Origin of the sequence: Nocardioides humi, assembly GCF_006494775.1 — a bacterium.
In the GTDB taxonomy this organism is placed as follows: Bacteria; Actinomycetota; Actinomycetes; order Propionibacteriales; family Nocardioidaceae; genus Nocardioides; species Nocardioides humi.
The window spans coordinates 4,695,764-4,721,248 of sequence record NZ_CP041146.1 but is presented as its reverse complement, the minus strand read 5'-3'; the positions used below and the strand labels follow the sequence as shown (position 1 = coordinate 4,721,248).

The 25,485-nt window shown below is 73.0% G+C and carries 26 protein-coding genes, 1 tRNA gene and 2 pseudogenes; 15 read left to right on the top strand and 14 right to left on the bottom strand.

The window, feature by feature from the left end; genetic code table 11:
* The first annotated feature begins 52 nt into the window (after nucleotides 1-52).
* Nucleotides 53-1,099, top strand: a complete 1,047-nt coding sequence (locus tag FIV44_RS22800; RefSeq protein ID WP_141006437.1) for a PseG/SpsG family protein — start codon at nucleotides 53-55, stop codon at nucleotides 1,097-1,099.
* Here FIV44_RS22800 and FIV44_RS22795 read toward each other — a convergent pair.
* The 7 genes and pseudogenes from FIV44_RS22795 to FIV44_RS22770 all read right to left on the bottom strand — a co-directional run bounded on the left by FIV44_RS22795 (nucleotide 1,092) and on the right by FIV44_RS22770 (nucleotide 5,454).
* On the bottom strand, nucleotides 1,092-2,138 hold the full coding sequence (locus FIV44_RS22795; RefSeq protein ID WP_141006436.1) for an N-acetylneuraminate synthase family protein: 1,047 nt from the start codon (nucleotides 2,136-2,138) through the stop codon (nucleotides 1,092-1,094). The two genes, FIV44_RS22800 and FIV44_RS22795, sit on opposite strands and share 8 nt — an antisense overlap.
* Before the next feature lie 84 nt (nucleotides 2,139-2,222).
* A complete protein-coding gene (locus FIV44_RS22790) occupies nucleotides 2,223-2,687 on the bottom strand; it encodes a GNAT family N-acetyltransferase (protein WP_181410772.1) in 465 nt (154 codons plus the stop codon).
* Nucleotides 2,684-2,830, bottom strand: a complete 147-nt coding sequence (locus tag FIV44_RS31560) for a hypothetical protein (RefSeq protein WP_219996145.1) — start codon at nucleotides 2,828-2,830, stop codon at nucleotides 2,684-2,686. Before FIV44_RS31560 ends, FIV44_RS22790 begins: the two co-directional genes overlap by 4 nt.
* Nucleotides 2,831-3,171: 341 nt before the next feature.
* Nucleotides 3,172-3,366: pseudogene (locus FIV44_RS34190) on the bottom strand (cytidylyltransferase domain-containing protein); the annotation flags it as partial.
* Nucleotides 3,367-3,384: 18 nt separating this feature from the next.
* Nucleotides 3,385-4,233: a trehalose-phosphatase gene (otsB, locus tag FIV44_RS22780; protein ID WP_141006434.1), complete on the bottom strand. Its 849-nt coding sequence runs from the start codon at nucleotides 4,231-4,233 to the stop codon at nucleotides 3,385-3,387.
* A 323-nt stretch (nucleotides 4,234-4,556) separates the two neighbouring features.
* Nucleotides 4,557-5,096: a LytR C-terminal domain-containing protein gene (locus tag FIV44_RS22775; RefSeq protein WP_141006433.1), complete on the bottom strand. Its 540-nt coding sequence runs from the start codon at nucleotides 5,094-5,096 to the stop codon at nucleotides 4,557-4,559.
* A 55-nt stretch (nucleotides 5,097-5,151) separates the two neighbouring features.
* On the bottom strand, nucleotides 5,152-5,454 hold the full coding sequence (locus FIV44_RS22770) for a DUF3263 domain-containing protein (protein WP_219996144.1): 303 nt from the start codon (nucleotides 5,452-5,454) through the stop codon (nucleotides 5,152-5,154).
* A 131-nt stretch (nucleotides 5,455-5,585) separates the two neighbouring features.
* Here FIV44_RS22770 and FIV44_RS22765 point away from each other — a divergent pair, with 131 nt between their 5' ends.
* Nucleotides 5,586-6,614 carry a Gfo/Idh/MocA family protein gene (locus tag FIV44_RS22765; protein WP_141006431.1) on the top strand — a complete coding sequence of 343 codons (1,029 nt, stop codon included), beginning with the start codon at nucleotides 5,586-5,588 and terminating at the stop codon, nucleotides 6,612-6,614.
* Here the strand turns inward: FIV44_RS22765 and FIV44_RS22760 are convergent.
* Both FIV44_RS22760 and FIV44_RS22755 read right to left on the bottom strand, forming a co-directional pair.
* Complete coding sequence (locus FIV44_RS22760; protein WP_141006430.1) at nucleotides 6,593-7,255, bottom strand: response regulator; 663 nt, start codon at nucleotides 7,253-7,255, stop codon at nucleotides 6,593-6,595. The two genes, FIV44_RS22765 and FIV44_RS22760, sit on opposite strands and share 22 nt — an antisense overlap.
* A gap of 10 nt (nucleotides 7,256-7,265) precedes the next feature.
* Nucleotides 7,266-8,543 (bottom strand): sensor histidine kinase, encoded by a 1,278-nt coding sequence (locus FIV44_RS22755; RefSeq protein ID WP_141006429.1) that lies wholly within the window; start codon nucleotides 8,541-8,543, stop codon nucleotides 7,266-7,268.
* A 112-nt stretch (nucleotides 8,544-8,655) separates the two neighbouring features.
* Here FIV44_RS22755 and FIV44_RS22750 point away from each other — a divergent pair.
* Nucleotides 8,656-10,079: pseudogene (locus FIV44_RS22750) on the top strand (alpha,alpha-trehalose-phosphate synthase (UDP-forming)).
* On the opposite strand, the gene FIV44_RS22745 reads toward FIV44_RS22750, so the two are convergent.
* Nucleotides 10,012-11,346: a hypothetical protein gene (locus FIV44_RS22745; protein WP_141006427.1), complete on the bottom strand. Its 1,335-nt coding sequence runs from the start codon at nucleotides 11,344-11,346 to the stop codon at nucleotides 10,012-10,014. The pseudogene FIV44_RS22750 and the gene FIV44_RS22745 overlap by 68 nt on opposite strands.
* Before the next feature lie 3 nt (nucleotides 11,347-11,349).
* Nucleotides 11,350-11,826: a hypothetical protein gene (locus FIV44_RS22740; protein ID WP_141006426.1), complete on the bottom strand. Its 477-nt coding sequence runs from the start codon at nucleotides 11,824-11,826 to the stop codon at nucleotides 11,350-11,352.
* A 130-nt stretch (nucleotides 11,827-11,956) separates the two neighbouring features.
* On the opposite strand from FIV44_RS22740, the gene FIV44_RS22735 reads away from it, so the two are divergent.
* The 6 genes from FIV44_RS22735 (at nucleotide 11,957) to FIV44_RS22710 (ending at nucleotide 18,361) form a co-directional block, all read left to right on the top strand.
* On the top strand, nucleotides 11,957-12,583 hold the full coding sequence (locus FIV44_RS22735; RefSeq protein WP_141006425.1) for a hypothetical protein: 627 nt from the start codon (nucleotides 11,957-11,959) through the stop codon (nucleotides 12,581-12,583).
* A 44-nt stretch (nucleotides 12,584-12,627) separates the two neighbouring features.
* Complete coding sequence (locus tag FIV44_RS22730; RefSeq protein WP_141006424.1) at nucleotides 12,628-13,812, top strand: alpha/beta fold hydrolase; 1,185 nt, start codon at nucleotides 12,628-12,630, stop codon at nucleotides 13,810-13,812.
* On the top strand, nucleotides 13,809-15,143 hold the full coding sequence (locus FIV44_RS22725; protein ID WP_141006423.1) for an MFS transporter: 1,335 nt from the start codon (nucleotides 13,809-13,811) through the stop codon (nucleotides 15,141-15,143). The genes FIV44_RS22730 and FIV44_RS22725 overlap by 4 nt, the downstream gene beginning before the upstream one ends.
* Entirely contained in the window at nucleotides 15,121-16,572 is a 1,452-nt protein-coding gene (locus tag FIV44_RS22720; protein WP_246086565.1) for a pyridoxal phosphate-dependent decarboxylase family protein, read from the top strand. The genes FIV44_RS22725 and FIV44_RS22720 overlap by 23 nt, the downstream gene beginning before the upstream one ends.
* Before the next feature lie 291 nt (nucleotides 16,573-16,863).
* A complete protein-coding gene (locus tag FIV44_RS22715) occupies nucleotides 16,864-17,526 on the top strand; it encodes a uracil-DNA glycosylase (RefSeq protein ID WP_141008022.1) in 663 nt (220 codons plus the stop codon).
* Between the two features lie 49 nt (nucleotides 17,527-17,575).
* Nucleotides 17,576-18,361, top strand: coding sequence for a dioxygenase family protein (locus FIV44_RS22710; RefSeq protein ID WP_141006422.1), 786 nt, complete (start codon nucleotides 17,576-17,578; stop codon nucleotides 18,359-18,361).
* Nucleotide 18,362: 1 nt separating this feature from the next.
* Here the strand turns inward: FIV44_RS22710 and FIV44_RS22705 are convergent, their stop codons facing one another.
* Nucleotides 18,363-18,635, bottom strand: coding sequence for a MerR family transcriptional regulator (locus FIV44_RS22705; protein ID WP_246086564.1), 273 nt, complete (start codon nucleotides 18,633-18,635; stop codon nucleotides 18,363-18,365).
* An 83-nt stretch (nucleotides 18,636-18,718) separates the two neighbouring features.
* On the opposite strand from FIV44_RS22705, the gene FIV44_RS22700 reads away from it, so the two are divergent.
* Nucleotides 18,719-19,162: an Hsp20/alpha crystallin family protein gene (locus FIV44_RS22700; RefSeq protein ID WP_141006421.1), complete on the top strand. Its 444-nt coding sequence runs from the start codon at nucleotides 18,719-18,721 to the stop codon at nucleotides 19,160-19,162.
* A gap of 45 nt (nucleotides 19,163-19,207) precedes the next feature.
* On the opposite strand, the gene FIV44_RS22695 is transcribed toward FIV44_RS22700, so the two are convergent.
* Nucleotides 19,208-20,770: a succinic semialdehyde dehydrogenase gene (locus FIV44_RS22695; RefSeq protein WP_246086563.1), complete on the bottom strand. Its 1,563-nt coding sequence runs from the start codon at nucleotides 20,768-20,770 to the stop codon at nucleotides 19,208-19,210.
* Entirely contained in the window at nucleotides 20,767-22,422 is a 1,656-nt protein-coding gene (locus tag FIV44_RS22690; RefSeq protein ID WP_141006420.1) for a GMC family oxidoreductase, read from the bottom strand. The genes FIV44_RS22695 and FIV44_RS22690 overlap by 4 nt, the downstream gene beginning before the upstream one ends.
* Before the next feature lie 109 nt (nucleotides 22,423-22,531).
* On the opposite strand from FIV44_RS22690, the gene pdxY reads away from it, so the two are divergent.
* The 5 genes from pdxY to FIV44_RS22665 all read left to right on the top strand — a co-directional run bounded on the left by pdxY (nucleotide 22,532) and on the right by FIV44_RS22665 (nucleotide 25,475).
* The gene (pdxY, locus tag FIV44_RS22685) at nucleotides 22,532-23,395 is read left to right on the top strand and encodes a pyridoxal kinase PdxY (protein ID WP_141006419.1); all 864 of its coding nucleotides are present in this window, start codon (nucleotides 22,532-22,534) and stop codon (nucleotides 23,393-23,395) included.
* A 35-nt stretch (nucleotides 23,396-23,430) separates the two neighbouring features.
* A tRNA-Thr gene (locus FIV44_RS22680) sits at nucleotides 23,431-23,503 on the top strand.
* A 176-nt stretch (nucleotides 23,504-23,679) separates the two neighbouring features.
* Entirely contained in the window at nucleotides 23,680-23,835 is a 156-nt protein-coding gene (locus tag FIV44_RS22675; protein WP_219996143.1) for a hypothetical protein, read from the top strand.
* A gap of 33 nt (nucleotides 23,836-23,868) precedes the next feature.
* On the top strand, nucleotides 23,869-24,558 hold the full coding sequence (locus FIV44_RS22670) for a recombinase family protein (protein ID WP_141006418.1): 690 nt from the start codon (nucleotides 23,869-23,871) through the stop codon (nucleotides 24,556-24,558).
* Nucleotides 24,495-25,475, top strand: coding sequence for a recombinase family protein (locus FIV44_RS22665; RefSeq protein ID WP_181410771.1), 981 nt, complete (start codon nucleotides 24,495-24,497; stop codon nucleotides 25,473-25,475). The genes FIV44_RS22670 and FIV44_RS22665 overlap by 64 nt, the downstream gene beginning before the upstream one ends.
* Nucleotides 25,476-25,485: the final 10 nt, after the last annotated feature.

The following is a 25,485-nucleotide window of genomic DNA, read 5'->3' as shown; positions in this document are numbered from 1 at the left end:
GGACGCCTATGCTAGATCCCGTGCAGCTCGCGGCCCTACCGGCACCCCGGCGATGTCGCTGATCGTCTTCTACTGCGATCTCGGGCCGACCCGCGGGACCGGGCACGTCATGCGCTGCGTCGCCCTCGCCGAGGAGCTCGCCGCCCGCGGGAGCCGGTGCGCGTTCGTCGCCGACTTCGACGCCGTGCCCTGGGCCGCGGGACAGGTGCGCGAGCGCGGGTTCGACGTCCGGCCGTACGACGGCGAGCCCGCCGCGGTCCTGCCCGTGCTGGCCGCCCTCGGCCCGGACGCGGTCGTCCTCGACTCCTACGCCCTGCCGGCGTCGACGAGCCGGGAGCTGCGGGCGCTCGCCGTGCCGGTGCTCGCGATCGTGGACCGCGACCGGCGCGGCCTGGCGGCCGACCTCTACCTCGACCAGAACCTCGGCGTCTCCGCGGCCGACTACGCGCCCGGGCTGCCCGTCCTCGCCGGGCCGGAGTACGCACTGGTCCGCGACGAGGTGCTGGCCTGGCGCTCGGCGGACCCCCGCGACGCCGATGACCCGCCCGATGACCCACCCGATGACCGGCCGCGGGTGGTGGCCTACTTCGGCGGGACCGACGCGTTCGGCGCCGGCCCGGTCGTCGCCGAGGCCCTGGCCCGGACCGGGCGGCCGTGCCGGGCCACCTTCGTCGCGCCGCGGGCCGAGACGAGGGACGCCCTCGACCGGGTCGCCTGGGCGGCGGGACAGCAGGTCGAGGTGATCGGGCCGCCGCCGTCCCTGATGGCGCTCGTCGCCCGTGCGGACGTCGTCCTCAGCGCCTCGGGGACCTCGCTGGTCGAGCTCTTCTGCATCGGCAGCGCCGCCGGGGTCGTGTGCGTGGTGGACAACCAGGTGGCGGGCTACGAGCTGGTCACCGGCGCCGGGCTTGCCGCCGGGCTCGGCCTCCTGGACGACCTGCGACAGGACCCGACGCCCGCCGTCGCCGCGCTGGACGCGCTGCTCGAGGACGCCGGCCTGCGCGCGCGGATGCGCGAGGCCGGCCGGAGCCTGGTCGACGGGGCCGGGCGGGCCCGGGCGGCGGCCGCGCTCGAGGCGCTGGCGGCGGCGCCTACCTGAACGCGTCCCAGGTGACGGGCGTGTCGGCCGCGAGGTCGCGGGTGAGCACCATGCCGTCGACCACCTCGAGGTAGCGGGGCGGCAGCCCGGTGCCGGGACGGACCGCCTTGAGGTCATCGGCGCGGAGCCGGTCGCCGGCCTTGAGCGGGCGTCGTACGACGAGCGACCGGATGGCCGTGCGACGCTCGGCGACCTCGCCGGGCGTGACCTGCTTGCGCGCGACGCCGAGGGCCGCGTGCGCGTCGTGCATCGCCTGCTGGAGCGGGCCCACCTCGTCGATGGCCATGCTGAACCAGTGGTCCGGGCCGACGTCCTGCGGCGACAGGGTGACGTGCTTCTCCACGATCGAGGCGCCGAGCGCGACGGCGGCCACCGCGGACGTCGTACCGATCGAGTGGTCGGAGAGGCCGACCGCCATCTCGGGGTACATCGTCTGCAGCATCGGGATGGTGCGCAGGTTCATGTCCGCGATCGGTGCGGGGTACTCCGCGACGCAGTGCAGCACGCTGAGCTGGGAGGCGCCGTGGGCGAGGAGGGTGTCGATCGCCTCCTCGGCCTCCCCGAGGGTGCACTTGCCGAGGGAGAGGATGACCGGCTTGCCGGTCTGCGCGATGTGCCGCAGGAACGGCAGGTGCCCGACGTCGGAGGCGGCCACCTTGTAGCCCGGCACGCCGACCTGCTCGAGGTAGTCGATGCCGTCCTCGCTGAACGGCGTGGCGAAGGAGATCATGCCCAGCTCGGTGCCGAGCCGCATCAGGTCGCGGACCGCCTCACGCGGCAGCGCCAGCCGGTCGAACATCGGCCCGATCGCCTCGGTCACCTCGCCGCCGGGCGGCCCCCAGGTGACGGGCCGGTCGGCGTCGGCCACCAGCTCCTCGGCGGTGTACAGCTGGAACTTGATCGCCTCGGCGCCCTGGGCGGCGAGGGCCCGGACCATGGTCTCGGCCTTGTCGACGTCGCCGTCGTGGTTGGCGCCGATCTCCGAGACGAGCAGCGGCGGTGCGCCGGCCCCGACCACGCGATCACCCAGCTGAAACATGTCCGCCCTCCGTCTTCGGCTCGCTCACGGCGTCTCCAGCATGACGTACGGCGCCACCCGGCCGCCGCGCGGGGCGCGCGCGGGTCAGAGCTCGCGGACCAGCGTGACGACGTCGTCGGCGCGATCCCGCTCGTGGTAGCCCGCGGCCAGGAAGGCCCGCACCGAGGCGGCGTTCCCGGTCCGCACCCGCGCCGTGAGCGCTCGCACCTCCGGCCAGGCGCGGGCCGGCTCCTCGAGGAGCCGGAGCGCGCGCGTGCCGACGCCGCGGCCCCGGGCGGCGGCGGCCAGCCCGATCGAGACCTCGGCCGTCGCGCCGTCCGCGCCGCCCCGGTCGAGCCGGACCTGCCCGACCGGCTCGTCGTCGTGCTCCACGATCAGGAGCCGGCAGTCGGGGTCCCGGAGGCGGGCGGCCAGCCAGGCGCGGTGGGTCGGCAGGTCGATCTCGTCGGTCGAGAGCGAGGCGGCGCGGGTCGCCGGCTCGTTGCGCCACGTGAGCAGGCGTTCCGCGTCCTCGGCGGTGGCCGGTCGCAGCGCCAGGTCGCCGGTCACGACGGCGCCTCTCCTTCGAGCGCGCGGTGCATCCACTCGGCGCGCTCCCAGTCCTCGGGCTCGTCGATGTCCTGCACCCGGTGCCGGGGCAGTCGGACCGGCCGCATCCCGTCGGGCCACAGGCTCCGGGTCGCGCGCAGCACCTCGACCCGGGTCCAGTAGAACTGCCCGGCGTCGTGCAGCGCCTCGGGCAGGTCCTGTGACCGGGTGCCGGCGTGCTCGGGCCACAGCGGCCGCAGCGCGCCGTCGTCGTTGAGCCCGAAGGCGCGGAAGATCGGGAAGTCGAAGCCCGTGACGGCGACCGCCGCCGGGGCGCCGTCCTCCAGCAGCCGCAGGCCGGCGACCAGGTCGGCGGCCCGCAGGAAGGGGCGGTGGCGAACAGGGTGCAGACGGCGTCGTACTCCTCGCCGGCGCGGTCCAGCTCGTCGAGGGCGTGCAGGACCACCTCGGCCATCGGCGTGTGGTCGTCGCTGATCGCCGGGGGCCGGCGGAACGGGACCTCGGCCCCCAGGTCGCGGGCGACGTCGGCGACCTCGTCGTCGTCGGTGCTGACGACGACGCGCTCGAACAGCCCGGACGCCAGCGCGACCTCGACGGCGTAGGCGAGCATCGGCCGCCCGGCGAAGGTGCGGACGTTCTTGCGCGGGATCCGCCGGCTGCCGCCGCGGGCCGGGATCACCGCCACGCTGCGCACCGCTCAGCCCTCCCGGAGGGCGCGGGCGTCGGCCGCCAGCCGGCCGAGCAGCTCCAGCACGCCGACCGGGCCGTGCACGACCACGTCGGACAGCGCGATCAGGGCGCTCTCCTCGCTCGACGCCGAGCAGACCCGGAGCACCGCCAGGCCGCGGTCGCCGAGCTCCTCGACGGCCTCGAAGGCCTCGACGTCGCCGAGGTCGTCGCCGGCGAACAGGAAGCCCTCGGCGTCGAGCACGGCGGCGAGCCGGTTGACGACCATCCCCTTGTGGGAGCCGGCCGAGCGGACCTCGATCACCGCCTTGCCGGGCTCCAGCACCAGGCCGTGCCGGTCGGCGAGCTCGCGCAGCGGCGGCAGCAGCCGGTCGAAGGCACCCTCGGGGTCGGCCAGGCGGCGGGTGTGGACGGCGACCGCGAGGCCCTTGTCCTCGACGTACGCGTCGCTCGCCCCGGCGCTGCGCAGCGCCCGGGGCAGGTCCCGCTCGAAGGTCGCCAGCCCGCGCGGCGGCCGGGCGCCCATGATCCGGCGGTGGCTGGACGTCCACCGCTCGTTGCCGTACTGCCCGAAGACGAAGAGCTCCTTGCCGGCCGCGTCGAGCGCGTCGCCGACCTCCTCCAGCCCGCCGAGGTCGAGCGCCTGCCGGGCCGGCCGGCCGGTGATCACCGCGATCGCGGCCACCTCCTCGGCCAGCGCCATCAGCACCTCGGGCGCGTCCGGGTGGATGTGGGCGCGCGCCGGGTCGTCGACGATCGGCGACAGGGTGCCGTCGAAGTCCAGGCCGACGACCGTCCGGGCCGCGACGCGCACCAGGGCGTCGTACCGCTTCTCGGCGTCCTCGGACGTGAACCTCACCCGCCTATCCCATCACGTCACGCTCGACGACAGGTGGCGGGTGGGTGAACGTTCGATCGGGGCGGGAAGGCTGCGGCGGGAACGTCGGCCGCGGAGGCGCAGGGAGCGACGGAGGAGCGACCGGAGCCGACGACGGCCGGCGCTTGTCGCCGCGTCGGCCGCGGAGGCGCAGGGAGCGACGGAGGAGCGACCGGAGCCGACGACGGCCGGCGCTTGTCGCCGCGCCGGCCGCTGGCCGCCGGTCGGCCCCGCACCGCGACGACCTCGACTGCGTGCGCGGCAGCGTGGCGCGAGGGACGAGCGACGCGCTCGCGCCATCCAGCTCAGTCGAGCTCGGCGGTCAGGATGACCGTCAGGTTGGTGGAGCTCATGTCGCTGTCGGCGTCCGCGCGGAGGACCCGGGCGATGCCGAGGTCGAGGGCGAGCTGGCGGGCGGCTGCCTTCTTGCCCTGGGGGAAGTAGACGGTGGTGGCGGGGACGGTGCCGTACCAGTTGTCGGTGGCGGCGACCTGCCAGCCGGCGGCCTTGACCTTCTCGGCGACCCGGGCGGCGAGGCCGCGGACGCGGGTGTTGTTGAAGACGACGACGGCGTGGTCGCCGCGGACCACGGGCTTGGGGGTCGGCTTCTGCTCCTCGGTGGGGGTCTCGCTCGGGCCGGTGCCCTCGTCGGCGGGCTCGGCGTCGGTGGGCGTCGCGGCGGCCTTGGTGGCGGAGATGTCGCGCTCGGCCGGCCCGTCGCCGCGGGTGGCGACGAAGGCGACCGCCGCGAGGGCGACGGCGACGATGGTGAGCAGCACCACGGGGGACGGCAGGACGGCGCCGCGCTGGTGGTGTCTGCGAGTGGGCCAGGTGGGGAAGGTCATGGCCGCCTCTCTGGGCTGGGTCGGGCGGGCCAGCCTGGAGGCTGGCTGGACGGAGTCAGATCTCGAAGCCCAGGCGCCGCGCCGACCGCTGCCGCTGGCGCTGGGAGCGCAGCCGCCGGAGCCGCCGCACCAGCAGCGGGTCGGCCTCCAGGGCCTCGGGACGGTCGATGAGGGCGTTGAGCACCTGGTAGTAGCGGGTGGCGCTCATGTCGAACTGCTCGCGCACGGCACTCTCCTTGGCGCCGGCGTACTTCCACCACTGGCGCTCGAACTCGAGGATCGCGCGGTCGCGTTCGCTGAGGCTGCCGGGAGCGGCCGCGGCGGCGGCGTTCTCCTGGGTGCTGCGCTCGGCGGTCATGAGGTCTCCTCGACGCATCGGGGTGGGAAGGCCGACAGGTGTGCTGACTCGTACTCTAACCCGCGAATCACAACGATGTCATTCGCCCGCGCCGCGGCGGTCACGTCCTCGGCATGTCCTAGGGTCCGGGCATGACCGGCACGTCCGACTCGCTCGGCTGGGGGATCCTGGCCACCGGCAAGATAGCGCGGACCTTCGCCGCCGACCTCGCCCTGGTGCCCGGCGCCCACGTGGCCGCGGTCGGCTCCCGGACGCCGGAGGGGGCCCGGGCCTTCGCCGACCGGTACGGCGACGGGCGGACCCGCGCCCACGGCAGCTACGCCGCGCTGCTCGCCGATCCCGGGGTCGACGTCGTCTACGTCGCGACCCCGCACGCCCTCCACCTCGAGGGCGCCCGGGCGGCCTTCGAGGCCGGCAAGCACGTGCTGTGCGAGAAGCCGCTGACCCTGCGCACCGCCGACGCCGAGGAGATGGTGCGGCTGGCCGGCGAGCACGACCGGTTCCTCATGGAGGCGATGTGGATGGCCTGCCACCCGGTGATCCGGGAGCTGCGCGCCGAGCTCGGCAGCGGCCGGCTCGGCCGCCCGCTGCAGCTGACGGCCGAGCTCGGGTTCCGGGTCGACGCGCCGCTCACCGACCGGATGTTCGCCCCAGAGCTCGGCGGCGGGGCGCTGCTCGACATGGGCATCTACCCGCTGACCTTCGCCCACCTGATGCTCGGCGAGGCCGAGGAGCTGGACGCGGTGGCGAGCCTCGCCGCCAGCGGGATCGACCTCGACGTCGCGATCGCCGGGCGCTATCCCGGCGGCGCGGTGGCCGCGCTGAGCGCGTCGATGACGTCGTGGTCCTCCCGGCAGGCCGCGGTCGCCACCGACCTCGGCCGGGTCGAGGTGGGGCCGAACTTCCACCACCCGGAGCGCGCGGTCTTCACGCCGTACGACGCCGGCGGCCCGCAGCCCGACCGGCAGGTCGTCCTCGCCGGCGACCTGCCGGTGCTCGGCCGCGGCTACGGCAACGAGATCGCGGAGGTGGGCCGCTGCGTGCGGGAGGGCCTGCGCGAGAGCCCGCTGGTCCCCCACGCCCAGACCCTGCTGGTCCTGCGCCAGCTCGACGCCCTGCGCGCCGCCGTCGGCATCCGCTACCCCGGCGACCCCGGCTGATCCGCGCGCAGGAAGCGCACCACGGCCAGCACCCGCCGGTGCGACTGGTCGTCGTCGGGGGCCAGGCCGAGCTTGGCGAAGATCCGCTGGGTGTGCTTCTCGACCGCGGCCAGCGAGACGACGAGGGCGTCGGCGACGGCGGCGTTGGAGCGCCCCTCCGCCATCAGCGCGAGCACCTCCCACTCCCGCGGGGTGAGCGCGAGCAGCGGGTCGCGCCGGCGGCCCATCAGGTGCTTGACCACCATCGGGTCGAGCACCGTGCCGCCCGCCTGCACCGTGGCGACCGCGTCGAGGAACTCCCCGACCTCGCTCACCCGGTCCTTGAGCAGGTAGCCCACACCGCCCTCCCCCGTCGCGAGCAGCTCGTCGGCGTACGACGCGACGACGTACTGCGACAGCACCAGCACCCGCGCCTCCGGCCACGCCTGCCGGCAGGCCACGGCCGCGCGGAGGCCCTCGTCGGTGTGGCTCGGCGGCATCCGGACGTCGACGATGGCCAGGTCCGGCCGGTGCTCCAGCACCGCGCCCACCACGGCCGGGCCGTCGCCGACGGCCGCGACGACCTCGTGGCCGGCCTCCGCGAGGAGGAGCTGGAGACCCTCGCGCAGCAGCACGGAGTCGTCAGCGACCACGATCCTCACGCCACCATCCTCACGGCAGGGGCACCTCCGCGCGCAGCCGGGTCGGGCCGCCCGCCGGGGAGGCCAGGAACAGCTGCCCGTCGACGCCGGCCAGCCGCTCGCGCAGCCCGGACAGGCCGTGCCCGGTCACCGCGCTCGCGCCGCCGCAGCCGTTGTCGTCGACGGTGACGTGCAGCTGCCCGTCGGTCACGCCGAGCGTCAGGTCGGCCCGGTCGGCGCCGCTGTGCTTGACCACATTGGTCAACGCCTCCGCCGCCACGAAGTAGGCGGCCGTCTCGACCGCCAGCGGCAGCTCCGGGGGTACGTCGGCGACGACCCGCACCGGGATCGGCTGGCCGTCGGCCATCTCGGCCACGGCGGCCGCCAGGCCCCGGTCGACCAGCAGCGGAGGGGCGATGCCGCGCGACAGCGCCCGCAGCTCCTCGACCGCCTCCCGGGTCTGGGCGACGGCGGCGTCGAGGGTGCGCGCGGCGTTCTCGGGGTCGTCCGCGAGCTGCACCCGGGCGCGGCCCAGGTCCATGCCGAGCCGGATCAGCCGCTGCTGCGGGCCGTCGTGGATGTCGCGCTCCAGCTTGCGCAGGGACTCCGCCTCCGCCCGGTGCGCCGACTCCCGGCTCTCCTCGACCCGCGCCACCCGGCCCTGCAGCTCGGCCCGGCTGGTGAGCAGCACCGAGGCCAGGCTCGCGTGCAGCACCGCCGCGAGCCGCAGCGCGAACGGCAGCGTCACCAGCGCGGCCAGGCCGATCGCGCTGATCAGCCCGATGTCGGCGCGGCGGCTGTCGCCGAGGCCGATCAGCTCCGCCAGGCCGGTGTCGTCGTCACCACGCGGGACCCACCACGACCACAGCCAGTAGCTGAGCCCGCCCAGCACGGTGGCCCACCAGGTCACGACGACCACGAACGCCGCCGTCCCCGTGACCCAGCCGACCAGCGACCACACGACGTCCAGCCAGGACTGCGGGTCCCGCAGCGGCGTGAGGGTGCGCCGCCAGAAGCGGTCGCCCGCTCCGGCCCGCAGGTACGCCGGCTCGGGCACCGCGCGGCCGGTCAACGCGGCCAGGCGCCGACGCTCGACGTACGCGAACCCGCGGGCGGCGTACACCCCCACGACGAGGACGAAGACGCCGCCGATGACCACCGACAGCCCCAGGCCGGCGCCGACGAGGGCGACCACGACGACCAGGGCCGCCAGCGCCACCGGGAGGGCGGCGAGGGCGTAGCCGGTGTCGCGCAGCCATCGCCGGGTCGGCGGCTGCGGGGGCGGGCTCAGCACGTGGGTCTCGGTCATGGGTCCAGCGTTGTCCGTGGGAGTGGTCGACAGAATCCTGCCAGCACGACACTCGCTGTCGGGCCAGCCCGACACCCCGCCCCGCCACCGGTGACACCACTAGGGTGGGGACGTGGGCCATGACCTCGTGATCGTCGCCAACCGCCTCCCCGTCGACCGTGTCACCGACCGCAACGGCAAGAACCGCTGGCGCCGGTCCCCGGGGGGCTGGTGTCGGCGATCGAGCCGGTCATGCGGGCCCACGACGGGGTCTGGGTCGGCTGGCCGGGCGGGACGCAGAAGTTCAAGCCGTTCAAGGTCGACGGGCTCGACCTGGTGCCGCTGGCGATGTCGGCCGAGGAGATCGAGGAGCACTACGAGGGCTTCTCCAACGGCACCCTCTGGCCGCTCTACCACGACGTCGTCGCGAAGCCGGAGTTCCACCGCGAGTGGTGGGACACCTACGTCCAGGTCAACCGGCGCTTCGCCGAGCGCACCGCCGAGCTCGCCAACGACGGCGCGACCGTGTGGGTGCACGACTACCAGCTGCAGCTGGTGCCGCAGATGCTGCGCGAGCTGCGCCCCGACCTGCGGATCGGCTTCTACCTGCACATCCCGTTCCCGCCCGCCGAGCTGTTCCAGCAGCTGCCGTGGCGGCGCCAGATCCTCGAGGGCCTGCTCGGCGCCGACCTGGTCGGCTTCCAGCTCCCCGGCGCGGCGCAGAACTTCATCCGCCTGGTCCGCCAGCGGGTCGGCCACAAGACGCACCGCGACCTGGTCTACCTGCCCGACGGCCGCACCGTCCGCGCCGCCGCCTTCCCGATCTCGATCGACGCCGCCGGGTTCGAGGAGCTGGCCCGCTCGGAGTCGGTGGCCGAGCGCGCGGAGGCGATCCGCGAGGCACTGGGCGACCCGCGCAAGATCTTCCTCGGCATCGACCGCCTCGACTACACCAAGGGCATCTACGCCCGGCTCCGCGCGTTCGGCGAGCTGATCCGCGACGGCGCGCTCACGGTGGACGACGCGGTGTTCGTCCAGGTCGCCGTCCCGTCCCGGGAGCGGGTGGAGCACTACCGCAACCTGCGCGACGACATCGAGCGCCTGGTCGGCCGCCTCAACGGCGACCTCGGCCGGATCGGCCGCCCGGCGATCAGCTACCTGCACACGTCGTACCCCCGCGAGGAGATGGCGGCGCTCTACCGGGCCGCGGACGTCATGGTGGTCACGCCGTACCGCGACGGGATGAACCTCGTCGCCAAGGAGTACGTCGCCTGCCGGGTCGACGACGACGGCGCGCTCGTGCTCTCGGAGTTCGCCGGGGCCGCGGACGAGCTGCGCCAGGCGTGGCTGGTCAACCCCTACGACATGAACGGCATGAAGGCCGCGCTCCTCGAGGCCTACAACGCCGAGCCCAAGGAGCTGACCCGGCGGATGAAGGCGATGCGCCGCCAGATCGCCCAGCACGACGTGAAGGCGTGGGCCGACAGCTTCATGACGGAGCTGGAGGACGAGAGCCACAGCCACACCAAGACGGTGCGGCCCGCGACCCTCTCCTGAGTCCGGGCTCAGCCCAGCACGCCGGGCGCGGTCCCCTCGTCGTCGAGCCAGTCGCTGCCGTCGTCGAAGAGGTCCCTCTCGTCGTACTGGTCCTCCTCACCCTTGCGACGACCCCGGCCACCCGCGGCGCCTGCGCCCGCACCGCGGCGCGTGCCCCGGCCGCCGGCCGCACCGGCCGCACCACCGCGTCCGCCGCCGGCACCGCCCCGGCCGCCGGCGCCACGGCTGACCGGGCTGCCCGGCACCGCGCCGCCGCGCCCGAGGGCTCCAGGACCGCCGGTGCGGGAGGTGGCGCCGATCCGGCCCACCTGCTGGCCGGGGACGAGACCGCGGCCGGCCAGCGCGCCGCGCACGGCGTTGGCGATGCCGGGCGCACCCACCACGCCGGCGCCGACGACACCGGCCGCGATCGGGTTGATCCCGCCCCGGGTCCGCCCGGCGTGAGCACCGGCGGGCCGACGGGCGGACCGACCGGACGCCCCGGGTCGCCCGGGTCCGGCGGGTCGTAGGGCGGCGGCAGCTTCGGCGGGTCGTAGGGCGGTGGGTCCTTCGGCGGGTCGTAGGGCGGCGGATCCTTGGGCGGGTCGTACGGCGGCGGCAGCTTCGGCGGGTCCTTCGGCGGGTCGCTCGGGGTCGGCACCTGGCGACCCGGACCGCCCGGCACGCCGCCGGGGACGTTCTCCCCCGGCGGGGGCACGTCCTCGGGGTAGACCGGCTCCCCGTGGATCTTCGCCAGCTCCGCGGACGCCTCGGCGTAGGCGGTGTCGAGCGCCTCGAGCTTCTTGCGCGCCTTCTCGTCCTCGCCGGCGTAGGCGGTCACGTCCGCGCTGTGCTGCGCCGACTCGGTGTCGTACTTCGCCTTCTCGATGACGTACTCGAACGGGAGGTCGTAGTCGTGGGGCGAGGGCTCGTCGCGCAGCGGCGACGGCTCGGTCGGCGTGTCGGTCTTGATCTGCTCGGCGTTGGCCAGCTTCGTGCCGGCGGTGTTCAGCACCCGCCGGGCGGCGTACATCTGGTCGCGGCGCTCGACGACGTCGTCGTGCAGCGTCAGGAACGCCTTGCTGCCGCGCTCGGCGACCCCCTCGGGGTCGCCCTCGACGCCGTCGCTGAAGCCCCGCTTGACCTCCTCGGCCGCGGTCTTCAGCGTGGTGGCGACCTTGTCGAGGACGTCGCCGTCGGCGCCCCAGGTCAGGGCGACGTCGAGGAGCCGCTGCGAGTTCGAGTGCGCGGTGACGTCCAGCAGCTTGCGGATGTTCTCCCCGGCCATCGCTCAGCCCTCCTCCGTCGCGGGGTTCTCCTCGGTGGCGACCGTGCCGGCGTTGTCGTTGACGGCCCGGTCGTAGGCCGTGTCGCCGTACCGCCGGACGCCGTCGTCCAGGGTCTCGGCGATGGCCAGCTTGGTCTGCAGGTCGACGGTGATGACGTCCTCGACCCCCTGGATGTCCTTGTGGGCGAGCCGGCAGGCCTCCCGGAACTTCTCCAGGTCGGCCACGACGCCCTCGAGCGTGGCCGTCATCACCGCATGGGCGCGCGTGTGGTGCAGCGCGACCTCGGGCGAGCGGTGGGCCGTGCCGAACGCCGACTTCGGGATGAAGGCGTTCTGCTCGAACTGGTCGGGCTTGACGTTCTTGATCTCTTCCTCGAGCTCGCCGATGGCGGTGTCGATGGCCTCCTCGACGATGGTCAGTCCGCGAGGTGACGCCTTCGCGACGGCTGCGACGAAGCCGCCGAATTCCGTGGGCAACATGTGCGCTCTCCGCGATAGATCTCCGAGACAGGGTGGCGGTCCCCTCAGGGACCACGCGGGTCCTACCCTCCCCCTGTCCCCGAAACCACCCGCATCTACGGTGGTCGTCCACCCCTCGGAAGGAACCAGCGTGGTCTCTCGGCGTCGCACCCTCCCCGCGGCAGCACTGCTCCTCCTGCCCCTCGCCCTGGCGGCCTGCGACGACGCGTCGCCGGAGCCGGCCGACGGCAGCGGTACGCCGTCCGCGGGGTCCACCGAGCCGAGCACCGCCGAGTCGGGCACCGCCGAGCCGACGGCGAGCGAGCCCCCCGCGGCCGACGGACAGCTGGTCGAGGGCAAGGTGCTCTCCTACCACCTCCCCGGCGGCGTGGAGTGGCGCACCAACGTGAAGGACTTCACGATCGCGAGCCACCGCGACGGCACGAGGTCGTGGTCGATCGTCGGCGACGAGGTCACCATGCACGCCGGCTCCCCCGACACCCTCGACGCCGTCGCCGACCTCGCGGGCGTCGGCGACCGGGCCGACAACGTGCCGCCCCTGGCCCGCGTGGAGGACCGGGTCGTGCAGGGCGTCACCGGCTTCATGGCCGAGACCGAGACCCGGATCCGCTACGGCTCGAAGTTCCACCTGCTGGTCCTCACCTGGGGCACCTCGTACGACGGCCAGTACGTCATCCTCGAGATGGAGGGGCCGCCGGACGACCCGCGCACCCGGGAGTGGTTCGACGCCGTGCTGGCGTCGATCACGTGGAAGTGAGCGACGCCCCACACCGTCCAGCCACGGCGCGGTAGTTTTCGCTCATGGATCTGGTGCCCCTGCGCTCCGTGCCCGGAGCCGGCCTGCTCCCCGCCCCGGACCAGGTCGTGGCCGCGGCGAGCAATGTCGCCCACAAGCTGCTGTACGGCGGCGTGGCCGACCTGCGCCCGATGCCGCGCACGCTGATCGACGACGGGACGCTGCGCGAGGTCTACCACTACCGCCCGGCCGGCCACGTGCAGGAGCAGGGCGACCCGGTGCTGCTGGTGACGCCGCTGGCGGCCCCGTCGAGCTGCTACGACCTGCGGCGGGGGTGCTCGCTGGTGGAGCACTTCGTGACGGAGGGACGGCCGACGTACCTCGTGGAGTACGGCGAGGTCTCCTTCCGCGACCGCAACCTCGGCATGGAGCACTGGGTCGACGAGGTCGTGCCGACCGCGATCCGGGAGGTCTCGAAGCACGCCGGCGACCGGCCCGTGCACGTGATCGGCTGGTCGCTCGGCGGGATCTTCTCGCTGCTCACCCTCGCCGACGAGCGCTCCGGCGACCTGCCCGTCGCCTCGCTGACCGTGGTCGGGTCGCCGATCGACATCTCGCTGGTGCCGCTGCTGGCGCCGTTCCGGCCGCTGCTCAACCTGTTCAACGGCAACGGTCCGATCACCAAGGGCTACCAGATGCTCGGCGGCGCCCCGAAGCCGCTGGTGAAGTGGGCCTTCCAGCTCACCGCCTTCCAGAAGCTGGTGACCAAGCCGATCGCGCTGGCGACCCATGTCGACGATCGCGAGTTCCTCGCGCAGGTCGAGGCGGTCGACCACTTCACCGCCAACATGATCGCCTACCCGGGCCGTACCTTCGGGCAGCTCTACCACCGCTTCGCGAAGGGCAACCAGCTCGCGAGCGGCATCTTCGAGCTCGACGACCGGTCCATCGACCTCGGCGAGATCACCGTGCCGGTGCTGGTGTTCGGCGGCGCGACGGACGGGATCGCGCCCGTCCCGGCGGTCCGGGCCGTCGTACCCCTGCTGACGAAGGCGCAGGAGGTCCGCTTCGAGGTCGTCCCCGGCGGGCACCTCGGCATGCTCACCGGCCGCGCCGCACGGACCACGACCTGGCTGGCCATGGACGAGTGGATCACCCAGTGGTCGGCCGGCGACGAGCCGGCCACGCCGATCGGCACCAACCGGCGGCGGCGCCACTCCTCGGCGGCCTCGCGAGCGCTCGGGAAGTGACGCCCCTCCCCCGCGGCGTCCGGATCGGGTACGGCGCCGGGTCGGTCGCGACCGGCGCGTTCGGCACCGTCCCGGGGCTGATGCTGCTGCCCTACCTCACCGACACCCTCGCCGTGCCCGCGCTGCTGGCGGGCGCGATCGTCTTCCTCCCGAAGGCGTGGGACGTGATCCTCAACCCGATCGCCGGCCGGATCAGCGACCGCAGCGTCGACCCGCGCGGGCCGCGGCGGCCATGGCTGCTGCGGGCCGGCCTGGTCCTCGGGCTGTGCTTCGCGCTGCTGTTCGCCGGGCCGGACCTCGGCTCGCGGGCGTTCGACACGGCGTGGGTGCTGGTGGCCTTCCTGGCCTGCGCGACGGCGTACGCCTTCTTCCAGGTGCCGTACGTCGCGATGCCGGCCGAGATCACCGACTCCTACGCCGAGCGCACCCGCCTGATGACCTGGCGGGTCGCGATCCTGGCGTTCACCATCCTGCTCGCGGGCGCGAGCGCGCCGGCGATCCGGGACGCGATCGGCGGGCGCGACGGCTACCGCGCGATGGGCGTCGTGATGGCCGCCATCATCGTCACCGGCGCGCTGCTCGCCTATCGCGGCACCCGCAGCGCGCGGATCGGCGACGTGGCGCCCGGACCGGGCACCCTGCGCGACCAGCTGCGGCTGGTCGCCGCCGCGCGCGACTTCCGGCTGCTGCTGGTCACCTTCGTGATCCAGGCGCTCGCGACCGGCTGCATGCTCGCCGGGGTCGACTACCTCGCCAGCGACGTGCTCGAGCGCGACGGCGCGGCGACGATCCTGTTCGTCTGCTTCGTCGGTCCGGCGCTGCTGCTGACGCCGGCCTGGGCGGCCCTCGGCCGGCGGATCGGCAAGAAGCGGGGGTACGCCGCCTCGTCGGTGGTGCTCGCCGCCGGGGCCGCGCTGGCGGTGCTGGCCGGGCACGCGCCCGCGGGCGTGGTGTTCGCGGCGGTGGCGCTGGTCGGCGTCGGGTACGCCGGGGTGCAGGTGTTCCCGCTCGCGATGCTGCCGGACGCGGCGGCGGTCGACGCCCGTCGTACCGGATCCTCGCGGGTGGGCGTCTACACCGGCGTCTGGACCGCCGGCGAGACGCTCGGCCTGGCGCTGGGGCCGGGGCTGTTCGCGGTGGTGCTCGCGCTCGGCTCGTACCGGTCCAGCGCGACCGGCGGCGTGGCGCAGCCGGACTCGGCGGTCACCGCGATCACGCTGGGCTTCTCGCTGCTGCCGGCGCTGCTCGTGCTGGCGAGCCTGTGGTGGCTGCGTGGCTACGCTCTCGACGAGACGGAGGTGGATCGGAGTGACGGCACCATTGACGCCTGAGCAGATCCGGGCCCGGCTGGAGGCGCTGCGGGAGGGCGACCTGCCGGTGCACGGTGGTCGCACCCTCGCCTATGTGTACGACGCCGGGCTGACCGAGGTCGACGCGCTCGCCCGCGAGGCGGTGGCCGCCTTCGCGGGCAGCAACGGGCTGGACCCGACCGCGTTCCCGAGCCTGCTGGCGATGGAGAACGACCTCGTCGCCTTCGCGCGGACGCTGGTCGACGGCCCGGACACCATGGTGGGGACGCTGACCTCCGGCGGCACGGAGTCGTGCCTGCTGGCGGTCCAGGGCGCGCGCGACGCCCGGCCGGACGTGGCGGCGCCGTCGATCGTCGTACCGGACACGGTGCATGCGGCCTTCCACAAGGCGGGGCACTACTTCGGGGTGCGCGTGGTCGTGGTGCCGACGGGTCCGGACCACCGGGCGGACGCGGCGGCGATGGCGGCCGCGATCGACGAGAGCACGGTGCTGGTGGTGGCCAGCGCGCCGTCGTACGCGCACGGGGTGGTGGACCCGGTCCCGGCGATCGCCGCGGCCGCGGCGGAGCGGGGCGTGCGCTGCCACGTCGACGCCTGCATCGGCGGCTGGGTGCTGCCGTACGCCGCCCGGCTGGGCCGGCCGGTCGCACCGTGGACCTTCGCGGTCGAGGACGTCACGTCGATCTCGACCGACCTGCACAAGTACGCCTACGCCCCCAAGGGCGCCTCGCTGCTGCTGCACCGCACGCCCGCGCTGCGGCGGCCGCAGTACTTCGCCCACGCCGGGTGGCCCGGCTACACGATGCTCAACGCGACGATGCAGTCCACGCGCTCGGGCGGGCCGATCGCCGGCGCGTGGGCGACGGTGCGGGCGATCGGCGACGCCGGCTACCTGGCGCTGGCCGAGCGGGCGCTGGCGGCGACCGACGCGATCGCCGCCGGGATCTCCGCCCTCGACGGGCTCGCGCTGGTCGCCTCCCCCGAGTCGACCCTGGTCGCCGCCGTGGCATCCGGGGCGCTCGACGTCTTCACGGTCTGCGACGAGATGGCCGCCCGCGACTGGTTCGTCCAGCCGCAGCTGTCGTACGACGGCCAGCCGCCTTCGCTGCACGTCGCGATCAGCGCCGCCACCGACCCCGCCGCCTTCCTCGCCGCTCTGGGTTCGGCCGTCGACGCCGCTCGGGAGGCCGGGCCGGTGCCGGTCGATCCCGGCGTGGCGGACCTGCTGCGCACACTCGACCCGGCCACCCTCGGCGACGAGGAGTTCGACCTGCTGCTGGCGGCGGGCGGCCTGGCGGGCGCCGACGGCGGGCTGGGGCTGCCGGAGCGGATGGCACCGGTCAACGCACTGCTCGACGTGGCGCCGCCGGCGCTGCGCGAGGCGGTGCTGGTGGCCTTCCTCGACCGGCTGGCGAGGCCGCCGGCCGTGCCGTTCGCCACCGGGACATAGTCCCAACTGACTAGCGGGTCCCGGCCGCGTTCCCGATCCGCCGACCCCCGCGACGTCCGTAGATTCCTCTTACCGACGCGGACCCCGAGGCCCGCTGGAGAGAGCCCCACCGGGTCGGCACCCCGCTTGCCGGGAGTGCCGCCGGAGGACCAGTTCGGGCTCGGGATCCGCGTCGGAGCCACACCGCGACACGCCGGACGGCGCCCCTGGGAGGGAGAGGGGCGCCGCCGGGCGCGGGCGGGCTAGGGTTCGGCCGTGGGCGCGCTGAATGGACTGGTGGACAAGGGCCTGATGGCCGCCGACTGGGCCGAGGCGCTGGCGCCGGTCGAGGACCGCGTCGCCGCGCTCGGGCAGTTCCTCCGTGCCGAGATCGCGGCGGGCCGGTCCTATCTCCCGGCCGGCGATCATGTCTTCCGCGCGTTCCAGCGCCCGCTCGCCGACGTCCGCGTGCTCGTCGTGGGACAGGACCCCTATCCCACGCCCGGGCACCCGATCGGGCTGAGCTTCGCCGTCGACCGCGGGGTGCGGCCGATCCCCCGCAGCCTCGTGAACATCTACCAGGAGCTGGCCAACGACGTCGGCTTCGTGCCGCCCGGCCACGGCGACCTGACCGGGTGGGCCGACCAGGGCGTCATGCTGCTCAACCGGGTGCTGACCGTGCGGCCCGGCGAGCCGGGGTCGCACCGCGGCCAGGGCTGGGAGCACGTCACGGCCTGCGCCATCCAGGCCGTCGTACGACGGGCCGAGGCCGGCGCTCCGATCGCGGCGATCCTGTGGGGCCGCGACGCGCAGACGCTCAAGCCGCACCTGGGGCCGATCCCGTCCGTGGAGTCCCCGCACCCCTCGCCGCTGTCGGCCTCGCGGGGGTTCTTCGGGTCCCGGCCGTTCAGCCGGGTCAACCAGCTCCTCGTCGAGCGCGGGGGCACGGCGGTCGACTGGACCCTTCCGTCCTGACCCTCCGCGGAATATAGTTGAAGTCTCAACTATTGATGAGGGCATGGCGATGACCGACCCCAGCACCCGCATGCCGGCCCTCTACATCGGCCACGGCGCTCCCCCGCTGCTCGACGACCCGGTCTGGTCCGGGCAGCTGGCCGCCTGGGCCCGCGACCTGCCGCGCCCGCGGGCGATCCTCATCGTCAGCGCGCACTGGGAGTCCGCGCCGCTCTCGCTCACCGCGAGCGGCGCGCCGCTGGTCTACGACTTCGGCGGGTTCGCGCCGAAGTACTACCGGATGACCTACGCGACGCCCGACGCCACCGCCCTCGCCGCCCGGGTGGCCGCGATGATGCCGCGCACCGAGCCGGTCCACCAGCACGCCTCGCGCGGGCTCGACCACGGCGCCTGGGTGCCGCTGAGGATCATGTACCCCGAAGCCGACATCCCGGTCCTGCAGATGTCGCTGCCCACCCACGACCCGGGCCGGCTGATGGAGATCGGCCGGCGGCTGCGCCCGCTGCGCGACGAGGGCGTCCTCGTCATCGGCTCCGGCTTCCTCACCCACGGCCTGCCGTTCCTGACCTCGTGGCAGATCGACGCCGAGGCGCCCGGCTGGTCTCAGGACTTCGACGCCTGGGCCGGCGAGGCGATGGCCCGCGGCGACGTGGACGAGCTGGCGTCGTACCGCGACAAGGCGCCGGGCATGCCCTACTCCCACCCGACGGTCGAGCACTACACGCCGTTGTTCGTCACCCTCGGCGCCGCCACCGACCCGACCGAGCCCGGGGAGCAGGTCATCCGGGACGAGTTCTGGATGGGGCTGTCGAAGCGCAGCCTCCAGGTCGCCTGAGCTACCTCGCCAGCCGCCTGCGGAGCCGGACCACCTCGGCCTCGAGCTCGAGCACCCGGGCGATGCCGGCGAGGTTGAGCCCGTCGGCCAGCAGGTCGCGGATCCGGTGCAGCGTCTCGATGTCGGCCCGGCTGTAGAGCCGGGTCCCGCCCTCGCTGCGCGCAGGCTCCAGCAGACCGCGGCGCTCGTACACGCGCAGGTTCTGGATCTGCAGCGACGTCATCTCCGCCGCGACCGAGATCGCGAAGACACCGCGGGTGTGGTCTTGATTCACGGGAACAGATTATCTATAACAGTCATTGCAGATCAATGAACGACCGGCGCACCGAGCCGGCACATCCCGAAGGAGGACATGTCATGTTGCTGCGTACCACCGACCCGTTCCGCGACTTCGACCGGCTGACCAGCCAGCTCCTGGGCGCCGGGCTGGGCACGACCAACCGCCCCGCCGTGATGCCGATGGACGCCTGGCGCGAGGGCGACCGCTTCGTGCTCGAGTTCGACCTGCCCGGCATCAACCGCGAGAGCATCGACATCGACGTCGAGCGCAATGTGCTCACCGTCAAGGCCGAGCGCCTCTCCGGCAACGGCGACTGGCAGCGCCTGGCCTCCGAGCGCACCCACGGCCAGTTCTCCCGCCAGCTCGTCCTCGGCGACAACCTCGACCTCGAGCGGATCGAGGCGGGCTACGAGAACGGCGTGCTGCGGCTGGTGATCCCCGTCGCCGAGAAGGCCAAGCCGCGCAAGGTCCAGATCGCCGGCACGGCCCCGGTCACCGAGACCCAGTCCATCGAGGCCTGATCCCTCGCCGACCCGTCCCGTTCGAACGGGACGGGTCGGCGTCTCTCAGCGGACGCGGAGCCGGCGCATCAGCTTCAGCGAGCTCAGCATCTGCCGGACGTAGGCGTCGTACCCCTGGCCGGGGCGCGGGCCCATGACCTGCTTCTTGAGCACCGCGACGTTCTTGGCGTCGGTGTACTTCAGCAGGCCCTGGTCGCCGTGCCGGGCGCCTACTCCCGACTGCTTCACGCCGCCGGACGGCGATCCCTTGGAGGCGTACGCCGTGGCGAGCGCGTCGTTGATGTTGACGTTGCCCGACTCGATCCGCGCGGCCACGGCCTCGGCGCGGGCGAGGTCGCCGCTCCAGACCGAGGCGTTGAGGCCGTAGTCGGTGTCGTTGGCGAGGCGGATCGCCTCGTCGACGGTGCGGTAGGGATAGAGCGCGACGACCGGGCCGAAGGTCTCGGTGTGGCCGGCGAGCATGTCCTTGGTGACGCCCTCGAGCACGGTCGGCTCGAAGAACGCCGGGCCGATGTCGGGCCGCGCGCGGCCGCCCGTGAGCACGGTCGCGCCCTGGGCGACGGCGTCCTCGACGTGGGAGGCGACCCGGTCGCGGTGGTCGGGGCTGACCAGGGAGCCGATCTCCGGGCCGAAGTCGTACGCCGCCCCGATGACCAGGCTCGACGCCCGGTCGACGAAGGCGGACCTCAGCTCGTCGTACCGGCTCTCGGGGAGGTAGATCCGCTCGATGTGCATGCAGATCTGGCCGGTGTTGCCGAAGACCCCGAAGAGCGCGGACTCGACCCACTCCTCCACGTCGACGTCGTCGAGCACGATCATCGGGTTCTTGCCGCCGAGCTCGAGGCAGCAGCCGATCAGGTTGCGGCCGGCGCGCTCGCCGATGACGCGGCCGGTCGCGGTGGAGCCGGTGAACATGACGTAGTCGGCGTTGTCGATCAACGTCGGGCCGACGTCGGGGCCGTCGCCGCAGACGACCTGGAACAGCCCCTCGGGCAGGCCCGCCTCCTCGAGCAGCGAGATGCCGTAGAGCGGCGAGAGCGCGGTCTTGTTGTCCGGCTTGACCACGACCGCATTGCCCGCGATCAGCGCCGGGATGGCGTCGGAGAGGCCCGTGGCGAACGGGAAGTTCCACGGCGCGATGATGCCGACGACCCCCTTGGGGACGCGGACCTCGGTCGAGCCCGACACGATCGGCACCGGGCCGCCGTGCCGCTTCGGGGCGAGCAGCCGCTTCGCGCGCTTGAGGTAGTACGACATCACCATCGGCGGGTCGCAGGTCTCCTCGATCGCCATCCGCCGGTTCTTGCCGCTCTCGACCTGGATCAGGTCGGCGGTCGTGTGGGCGTTGTCGACGAGCAGGGTGTGCGCACGGGCGAAGACCTCGAGCCTCCTCTCGACCGGCCACTGCGCCCACAGCCGCTGGGCGGCGCGGGCCTCCTCGAACGCGGCCTCGATGTCCTGCTCGGTCGACTGGGGCAGCTCGACGAGCACCTCGCCGGTGTAGACCTCGGTCAGCTTCCAGGTGGCGCCGGTACGGCCGGGGACCCGCGCGACGAGGCGCTCGAGCAGCTCGTCGGTGACGGAGGCCGGGCGCTGCGTCGCACTCACCAGGTGACTCCGCCCAGGATGATCTCGGCCGCCTTCTCGCCGATCATGTAGCAGGGCGCGTTGGTGTTGCCGCCGGTGATGCTCGGCATGATCGAGGCGTCCGCGACGCGCAGGCCCTCGATGCCGCGGACCTTGAGGTCCGGGGTGACGACCGCGCGCTCGTCGATGCCCATCCGGCAGGTGCCGACGCCGTGGTAGACCGAGGTGGAGCGGTTCTTGAGCGCGACCCGCAGCTCCTTGCCGTTGGGGATCGACGGGCCGGGATGGATCTCCTCCTTGACCCCGCCCCCGAAGGCCGCGGAGGCCATGATCTCGCGGATCATCTCGGTGCCCTCGGCGAGCACCTCGACGTCGTGGGGGTCGGTGAAGAAGCCGTAGTCGATCAGCGGCGCGGCGGTCGGGTCGGCCGACGCGAGGCGCAGGGTGCCGCGGCTCTTCGGGTAGATCAGCGTCGAGAAGACCGTCAGTGACGGGCGGCCGTCGGGGATGTGCCGGATCGGCTCGTCCTGGTTGGGGCTCGGGTAGGCCCACGGGAGCATGTGCAGCTGGAGGTCGGGGACGTCCTGCGCGAGCGACGTACGCACGAAGCCGACGGACTCGAAGACGGAGTTGTCGAGGAACGAGCCGCCACGGGCGAGGTCCTTGGCGATGCCCTTGAAGAAGGTCCAGGCGTTGCCGCGGTACTGCACGCTCGGCACGTGGAAGGACATCGGGTGGAACAGGTGGTCGTGGAGGTTGTCGCCCACCGGCAGGTCGGCGACGCAGTCGATCCCGACGCTGGCGAGGTGGTCGGCGTGGCCGATGCCGGAGAGCATCAGCAGCTGCGGTGAGTTGGCGAAGCCGGCGGAGAGGATGACCTCCTTGCCGGCCCGGACGAACCGCCGGGTGCCCCCGCCCTTGCCCTGGTCGATGACCTCGACGCCGGTGGCGCGGCCGTTCTCGACGACGATCCGCGCGACGTGGACCTCGGTCTGCAGCTCCAGGGTGCGGGGCGCGAGGTGGTGGACGTAGCCGCGGGAGGAGGAGTAGCGCAGGCCGTCGGCAGTGTTCTGCTGCATCCGCGCGATGCCCTCCTGCTCGGCGGCGTTGTAGTCGTCGAGCACCTTCACGCCGAGGGTGTCGGCCGTCGCCTGGATGAACTGGAGGGTCCCCTCCTGGGGCGTCTTGTTGCGGGTGATCTTGATCGGCCCGCCGGCGCCGCGGTAGGCGTTCTCTCCGTCCTCGAAGTCCTCGTACCGCTTGAACGCGGCGTTGACGCTGTCGGCGTCCCAGCCCTCGTTGCCCTCCGCCGCCCAGGAGTCGTAGTTGGCACGGTTGCCGCGCACGTAGACCATGCCGTTGACCGAGCTCGACCCGCCGACGACCTTGCCGCGCGGCGCCGGCATCCGGCGGCCGTCGAGGCCCGGCTGCGGCACCGAGCGGTAGCCCCAGTCGAAGAGCCTCTCGAGCTTGGGCTCGGAGTGCATCGGGCCGATCATGCCGGGCTTCTTGGTGAAGTAGCCGTGCATGCCCTTGTCGTCGGACTTCCCGGCCTCGATCAGGATCACGCTCGCGCCGGACTGGGCGAGCCGCCCGGCCACGATCGACCCGGAGCTGCCGGAGCCGACGACGACGTAGTCGGCTTCGCTGGAGTACGGCGCGCGCTTGGCCATGCGGTGTCCATCCTTCGCTCGTGTGGCCGGGGTCGTTCGGGGCCCGGCGGCCTCACTGTAACGCGTTCTAGTTTCTTCACGAAAGGGTTTCGTTTGCGAGAATGCGCGGGTGCGGATCCTGTCCATCCAGTCCTCGGTCGCCTACGGCCACGTCGGCAACTCCGCGGCGGTCTTCCCGCTGCAGCGGCTCGGGCACGAGGTGTGGCCCGTGTTCACCGTGCACTTCTCCAACCACACCGGGTACGGCGCCTGGCGCGGCCCGCTGCTCGACCCGGCCGACGTGGCTTCGGTGATCGAGGGGATCGAGGAGCGCGGCGTGCTCGGCTCGTGCGATGCGGTGCTGTCCGGCTACCAGGGCTCGCCGGAGGTCGCCTCCGTCATCGTCGACGCGGTCCGGCGGGTGAAGGCGGCGAACCCGGCCGCGACGTACACCTGCGACCCGGTCATGGGCAACGCCAAGTCGGGCTGCTTCGTGAACCCCGAGATCCCGCCGATCATCCGCTCGTCGGTGGTCCCCGTGGCCGACCTCCTCACCCCGAACCAGTTCGAGCTCGGCTTCATCACCGGACGCGACGCGCTGTCGGAGCCGGCGCCGATCGAGTCGGTGCTGGACGCCGCCGACGAGGTGCGCGCGCTCGGGCCGTCGACCGTGCTGGTCACGTCGGTGGAGCGTCTCGGCGCGCCGGAGGACGTCATCGAGATGGTCGCCGTCACCGGCGACGGCGCCTGGATCGTGCAGACCCCCCGCCTCCCCATGAAGGCCAACGGCTCCGGCGACATCACCGCCGCCCTCTTCACCGCCCACCTCCACACCACCGGCTCCGCTTCGGCGGCGCTGGGGCGGACTGTGGCGTCGGTGTACGACGTGCTGTCCGCGACGCTCGAGTCGGGCGAGCGGGAGCTGCGGCTGATCGCGGCGCAGGACGCGATCGCCGTACCTGATGAGCGGTTCGAGGTCGCGCGGCTGCGCTGACTAGGATTGCCCACGGCCTGTGACGAGCGGGCCGCGCCGCGTTAACTCAGTTGGCAGAGTGTCGCTCTTGTAAAGCGAATGTCGTCGGTTCGATTCCGACACGCGGCTCTGCTCGATCTGTCGGACCTTCGTCGTACCGTCCGGCCAGGTCGAAGGGCCTCGGGTGCTGAGCACAGGCGAGGCCAGCACTCCCAGCCACCGACCTTCCCGAGCCGCAACCGCGGCAAGGGCCGGCACTTCCGGCGCGAGGTAAGCGAACGGCCAGCCGTCCTGACGACCGACCGATGAGTGTCGCGATCCTGACTAGTCTCAGCACCGTGGACCTCCCCGTGATGCCGCCCATCCTGCCGATGCTCGCGAAGGCCGTGTCCGGCGTACCCGATCCGGCCAAGTACGACGAGCAGGGGCTCAGCTTTGAGCCCAAGTGGGACGTGTGCTGAGTTTTTTGTACGTAAACGACCTATGCTCAGTCTATGAGCGCTCGGCAGCCACCGACAAGCACAGCACCGCGGCTGGGTGTGGGCTACACGCGCTACTCGACCGAGGAGCAGGGTTCGACGGCTGAGCAGCGAGCGATCAACGAGATGATCGCGGCCGACCACGGGATCACAGTGCTGGAGACGTTCACCGACGAAGGCGTCTCGCGCACACTGGCCGATCGCCCGGGCCTCCAAGAGCTGTTCGACCATCTGGAGTCTCACCGCGAGGTGCGCTTCCTGGTGGTCAACGAACTGGAGCGCATCACCGCAGGCGTGGGCCAGCGCCAGAAGATCACCTCGCTGTGCAAGCGGCTCGGGATCACGTTGGTGACCGAGGACGTGGGGTTGATCGACCCGCGCGACGAGGACGCGATGTACGACGCCGACGTGCGCGCGGTCAACGCGAAGGGTGAGGTGCTGAAGGTCAGGCGCCGCACACGCAGGAATCTGCGAGCCAAGGTCGTTGCCGGGTCGACGGTGGCGATGCGCCCGCCGTACGGAGTGCGGATGAAGCCGCTGGTCGTCGAGGGAGTCGAGCTGCCGTCCGGGATGCCGGCGTTCGTCAATGGCCGCAAGATCCGCTCGGGGTGCCGGAGCTGCATCCCGAGGAGTACCCGTGGTTGGTCCAGCTGTTCGCCTGGGCCGACGAGGGCCTGGCAGTGGAGGAGATCGCACGTCGGCTGACGCGGGAGGGTGTGCCGACCAAGACCGGCAAGGATGCGTGGCCGCCGAACTCGATCGCCGGGATTCTGGACAACCCCTTCTACAAGGGCGAGTTGACCTGGGGACGTCAGCAGGTGCTGCGCGACGAGAACGGCAAGCCCTACCTGGAGCAGCGGACTGACGACGACCCCGGCCGGGTCACCCGCGAGTCCCCCTTGGGGGCGATCATCGACCCGGAGCTGTGGGATCGGGTCAACGCTCGCCGGCTCGCGGCCCGTGGCCAGAGGAACAGGCGGAAGAAGAGCACCCCGGACAACGTGCTGGACGGGATCGTGTTCTGCGGACGGTGCGGACACCGGATGTACACCCGGATCGACAACCCGCAGAGCTACAAGACCGTGCGGATCAGGTTCTACTGTCCCGGACGACGCTCGGGCATGGTGCCTCGTCAGGGGTACGGCTTGTGCGAGAAGGTCAACACGATCCTGGCCGACAACATCATCAAGGGCATCGCCTCCCAGCCGATCCGTGGAGGGAAGACGGTCGAGGTGCAAGTGACCCGCGGCGTCGCCGCGGACGCAGAAGCGGAGAAGAAGCGCGACCGACTCCTGACGCGGGTCAGGGAGGCCGAGGTGGAATGGACCAATGCCAAGCGACTGGCCGTCAAGGGACTGCTCGATGACGACGACCTCGCAACGGTCAAGACCGAGACGGCATCGATCATCGCGGAGGCTCGAAGCACGCTCGAGGAGTTGGAGCAGGCCGGGAGCGTCGAGGTGGTGCCGTTCACCGGCACCGTGGCCGACAGGTTCGCCGAGCTGGTCGATGGGGTGAGCGACGACGAGGTTCCGATCGAGCTTCGCAAGACTCTGCTACGCGACTTCGGCATCACCCGCATCTACGTCGACAACCCAAGCATTCGCGTCGAGCTGCTGTAGCGGCACCCCG

Bases quoted from the DNA above. Each gene is read 5' to 3' on its own strand.
- FIV44_RS22800 (WP_141006437.1), top strand. From the start codon at position 53: ATGTCGCTGATCGTCTTCTACTGCGATCTCGGGCCGACCCGCGGGACC.
- FIV44_RS22795 (WP_141006436.1), bottom strand. From the start codon at position 2,138: ATGTTTCAGCTGGGTGATCGCGTGGTCGGGGCCGGCGCACCGCCGCTG.
- FIV44_RS22775 (WP_141006433.1), bottom strand. From the start codon at position 5,096: ATGACCTTCCCCACCTGGCCCACTCGCAGACACCACCAGCGCGGCGCC.
- FIV44_RS22770 (WP_219996144.1), bottom strand. From the start codon at position 5,454: ATGACCGCCGAGCGCAGCACCCAGGAGAACGCCGCCGCCGCGGCCGCT.
- FIV44_RS22765 (WP_141006431.1), top strand. From the start codon at position 5,586: ATGACCGGCACGTCCGACTCGCTCGGCTGGGGGATCCTGGCCACCGGC.
- FIV44_RS22755 (WP_141006429.1), bottom strand. From the start codon at position 8,543: ATGACCGAGACCCACGTGCTGAGCCCGCCCCCGCAGCCGCCGACCCGG.
- FIV44_RS22745 (WP_141006427.1), bottom strand. From the start codon at position 11,346: ATGGCCGGGGAGAACATCCGCAAGCTGCTGGACGTCACCGCGCACTCG.
- FIV44_RS22740 (WP_141006426.1), bottom strand. From the start codon at position 11,826: ATGTTGCCCACGGAATTCGGCGGCTTCGTCGCAGCCGTCGCGAAGGCG.
- FIV44_RS22730 (WP_141006424.1), top strand. From the start codon at position 12,628: ATGGATCTGGTGCCCCTGCGCTCCGTGCCCGGAGCCGGCCTGCTCCCC.
- FIV44_RS22715 (WP_141008022.1), top strand. From the start codon at position 16,864: ATGGCCGCCGACTGGGCCGAGGCGCTGGCGCCGGTCGAGGACCGCGTC.
- FIV44_RS22710 (WP_141006422.1), top strand. From the start codon at position 17,576: ATGACCGACCCCAGCACCCGCATGCCGGCCCTCTACATCGGCCACGGC.
- FIV44_RS22700 (WP_141006421.1), top strand. From the start codon at position 18,719: ATGTTGCTGCGTACCACCGACCCGTTCCGCGACTTCGACCGGCTGACC.
- FIV44_RS22690 (WP_141006420.1), bottom strand. From the start codon at position 22,422: ATGGCCAAGCGCGCGCCGTACTCCAGCGAAGCCGACTACGTCGTCGTC.
- FIV44_RS22675 (WP_219996143.1), top strand. From the start codon at position 23,680: ATGAGTGTCGCGATCCTGACTAGTCTCAGCACCGTGGACCTCCCCGTG.
- FIV44_RS22670 (WP_141006418.1), top strand. From the start codon at position 23,869: ATGAGCGCTCGGCAGCCACCGACAAGCACAGCACCGCGGCTGGGTGTG.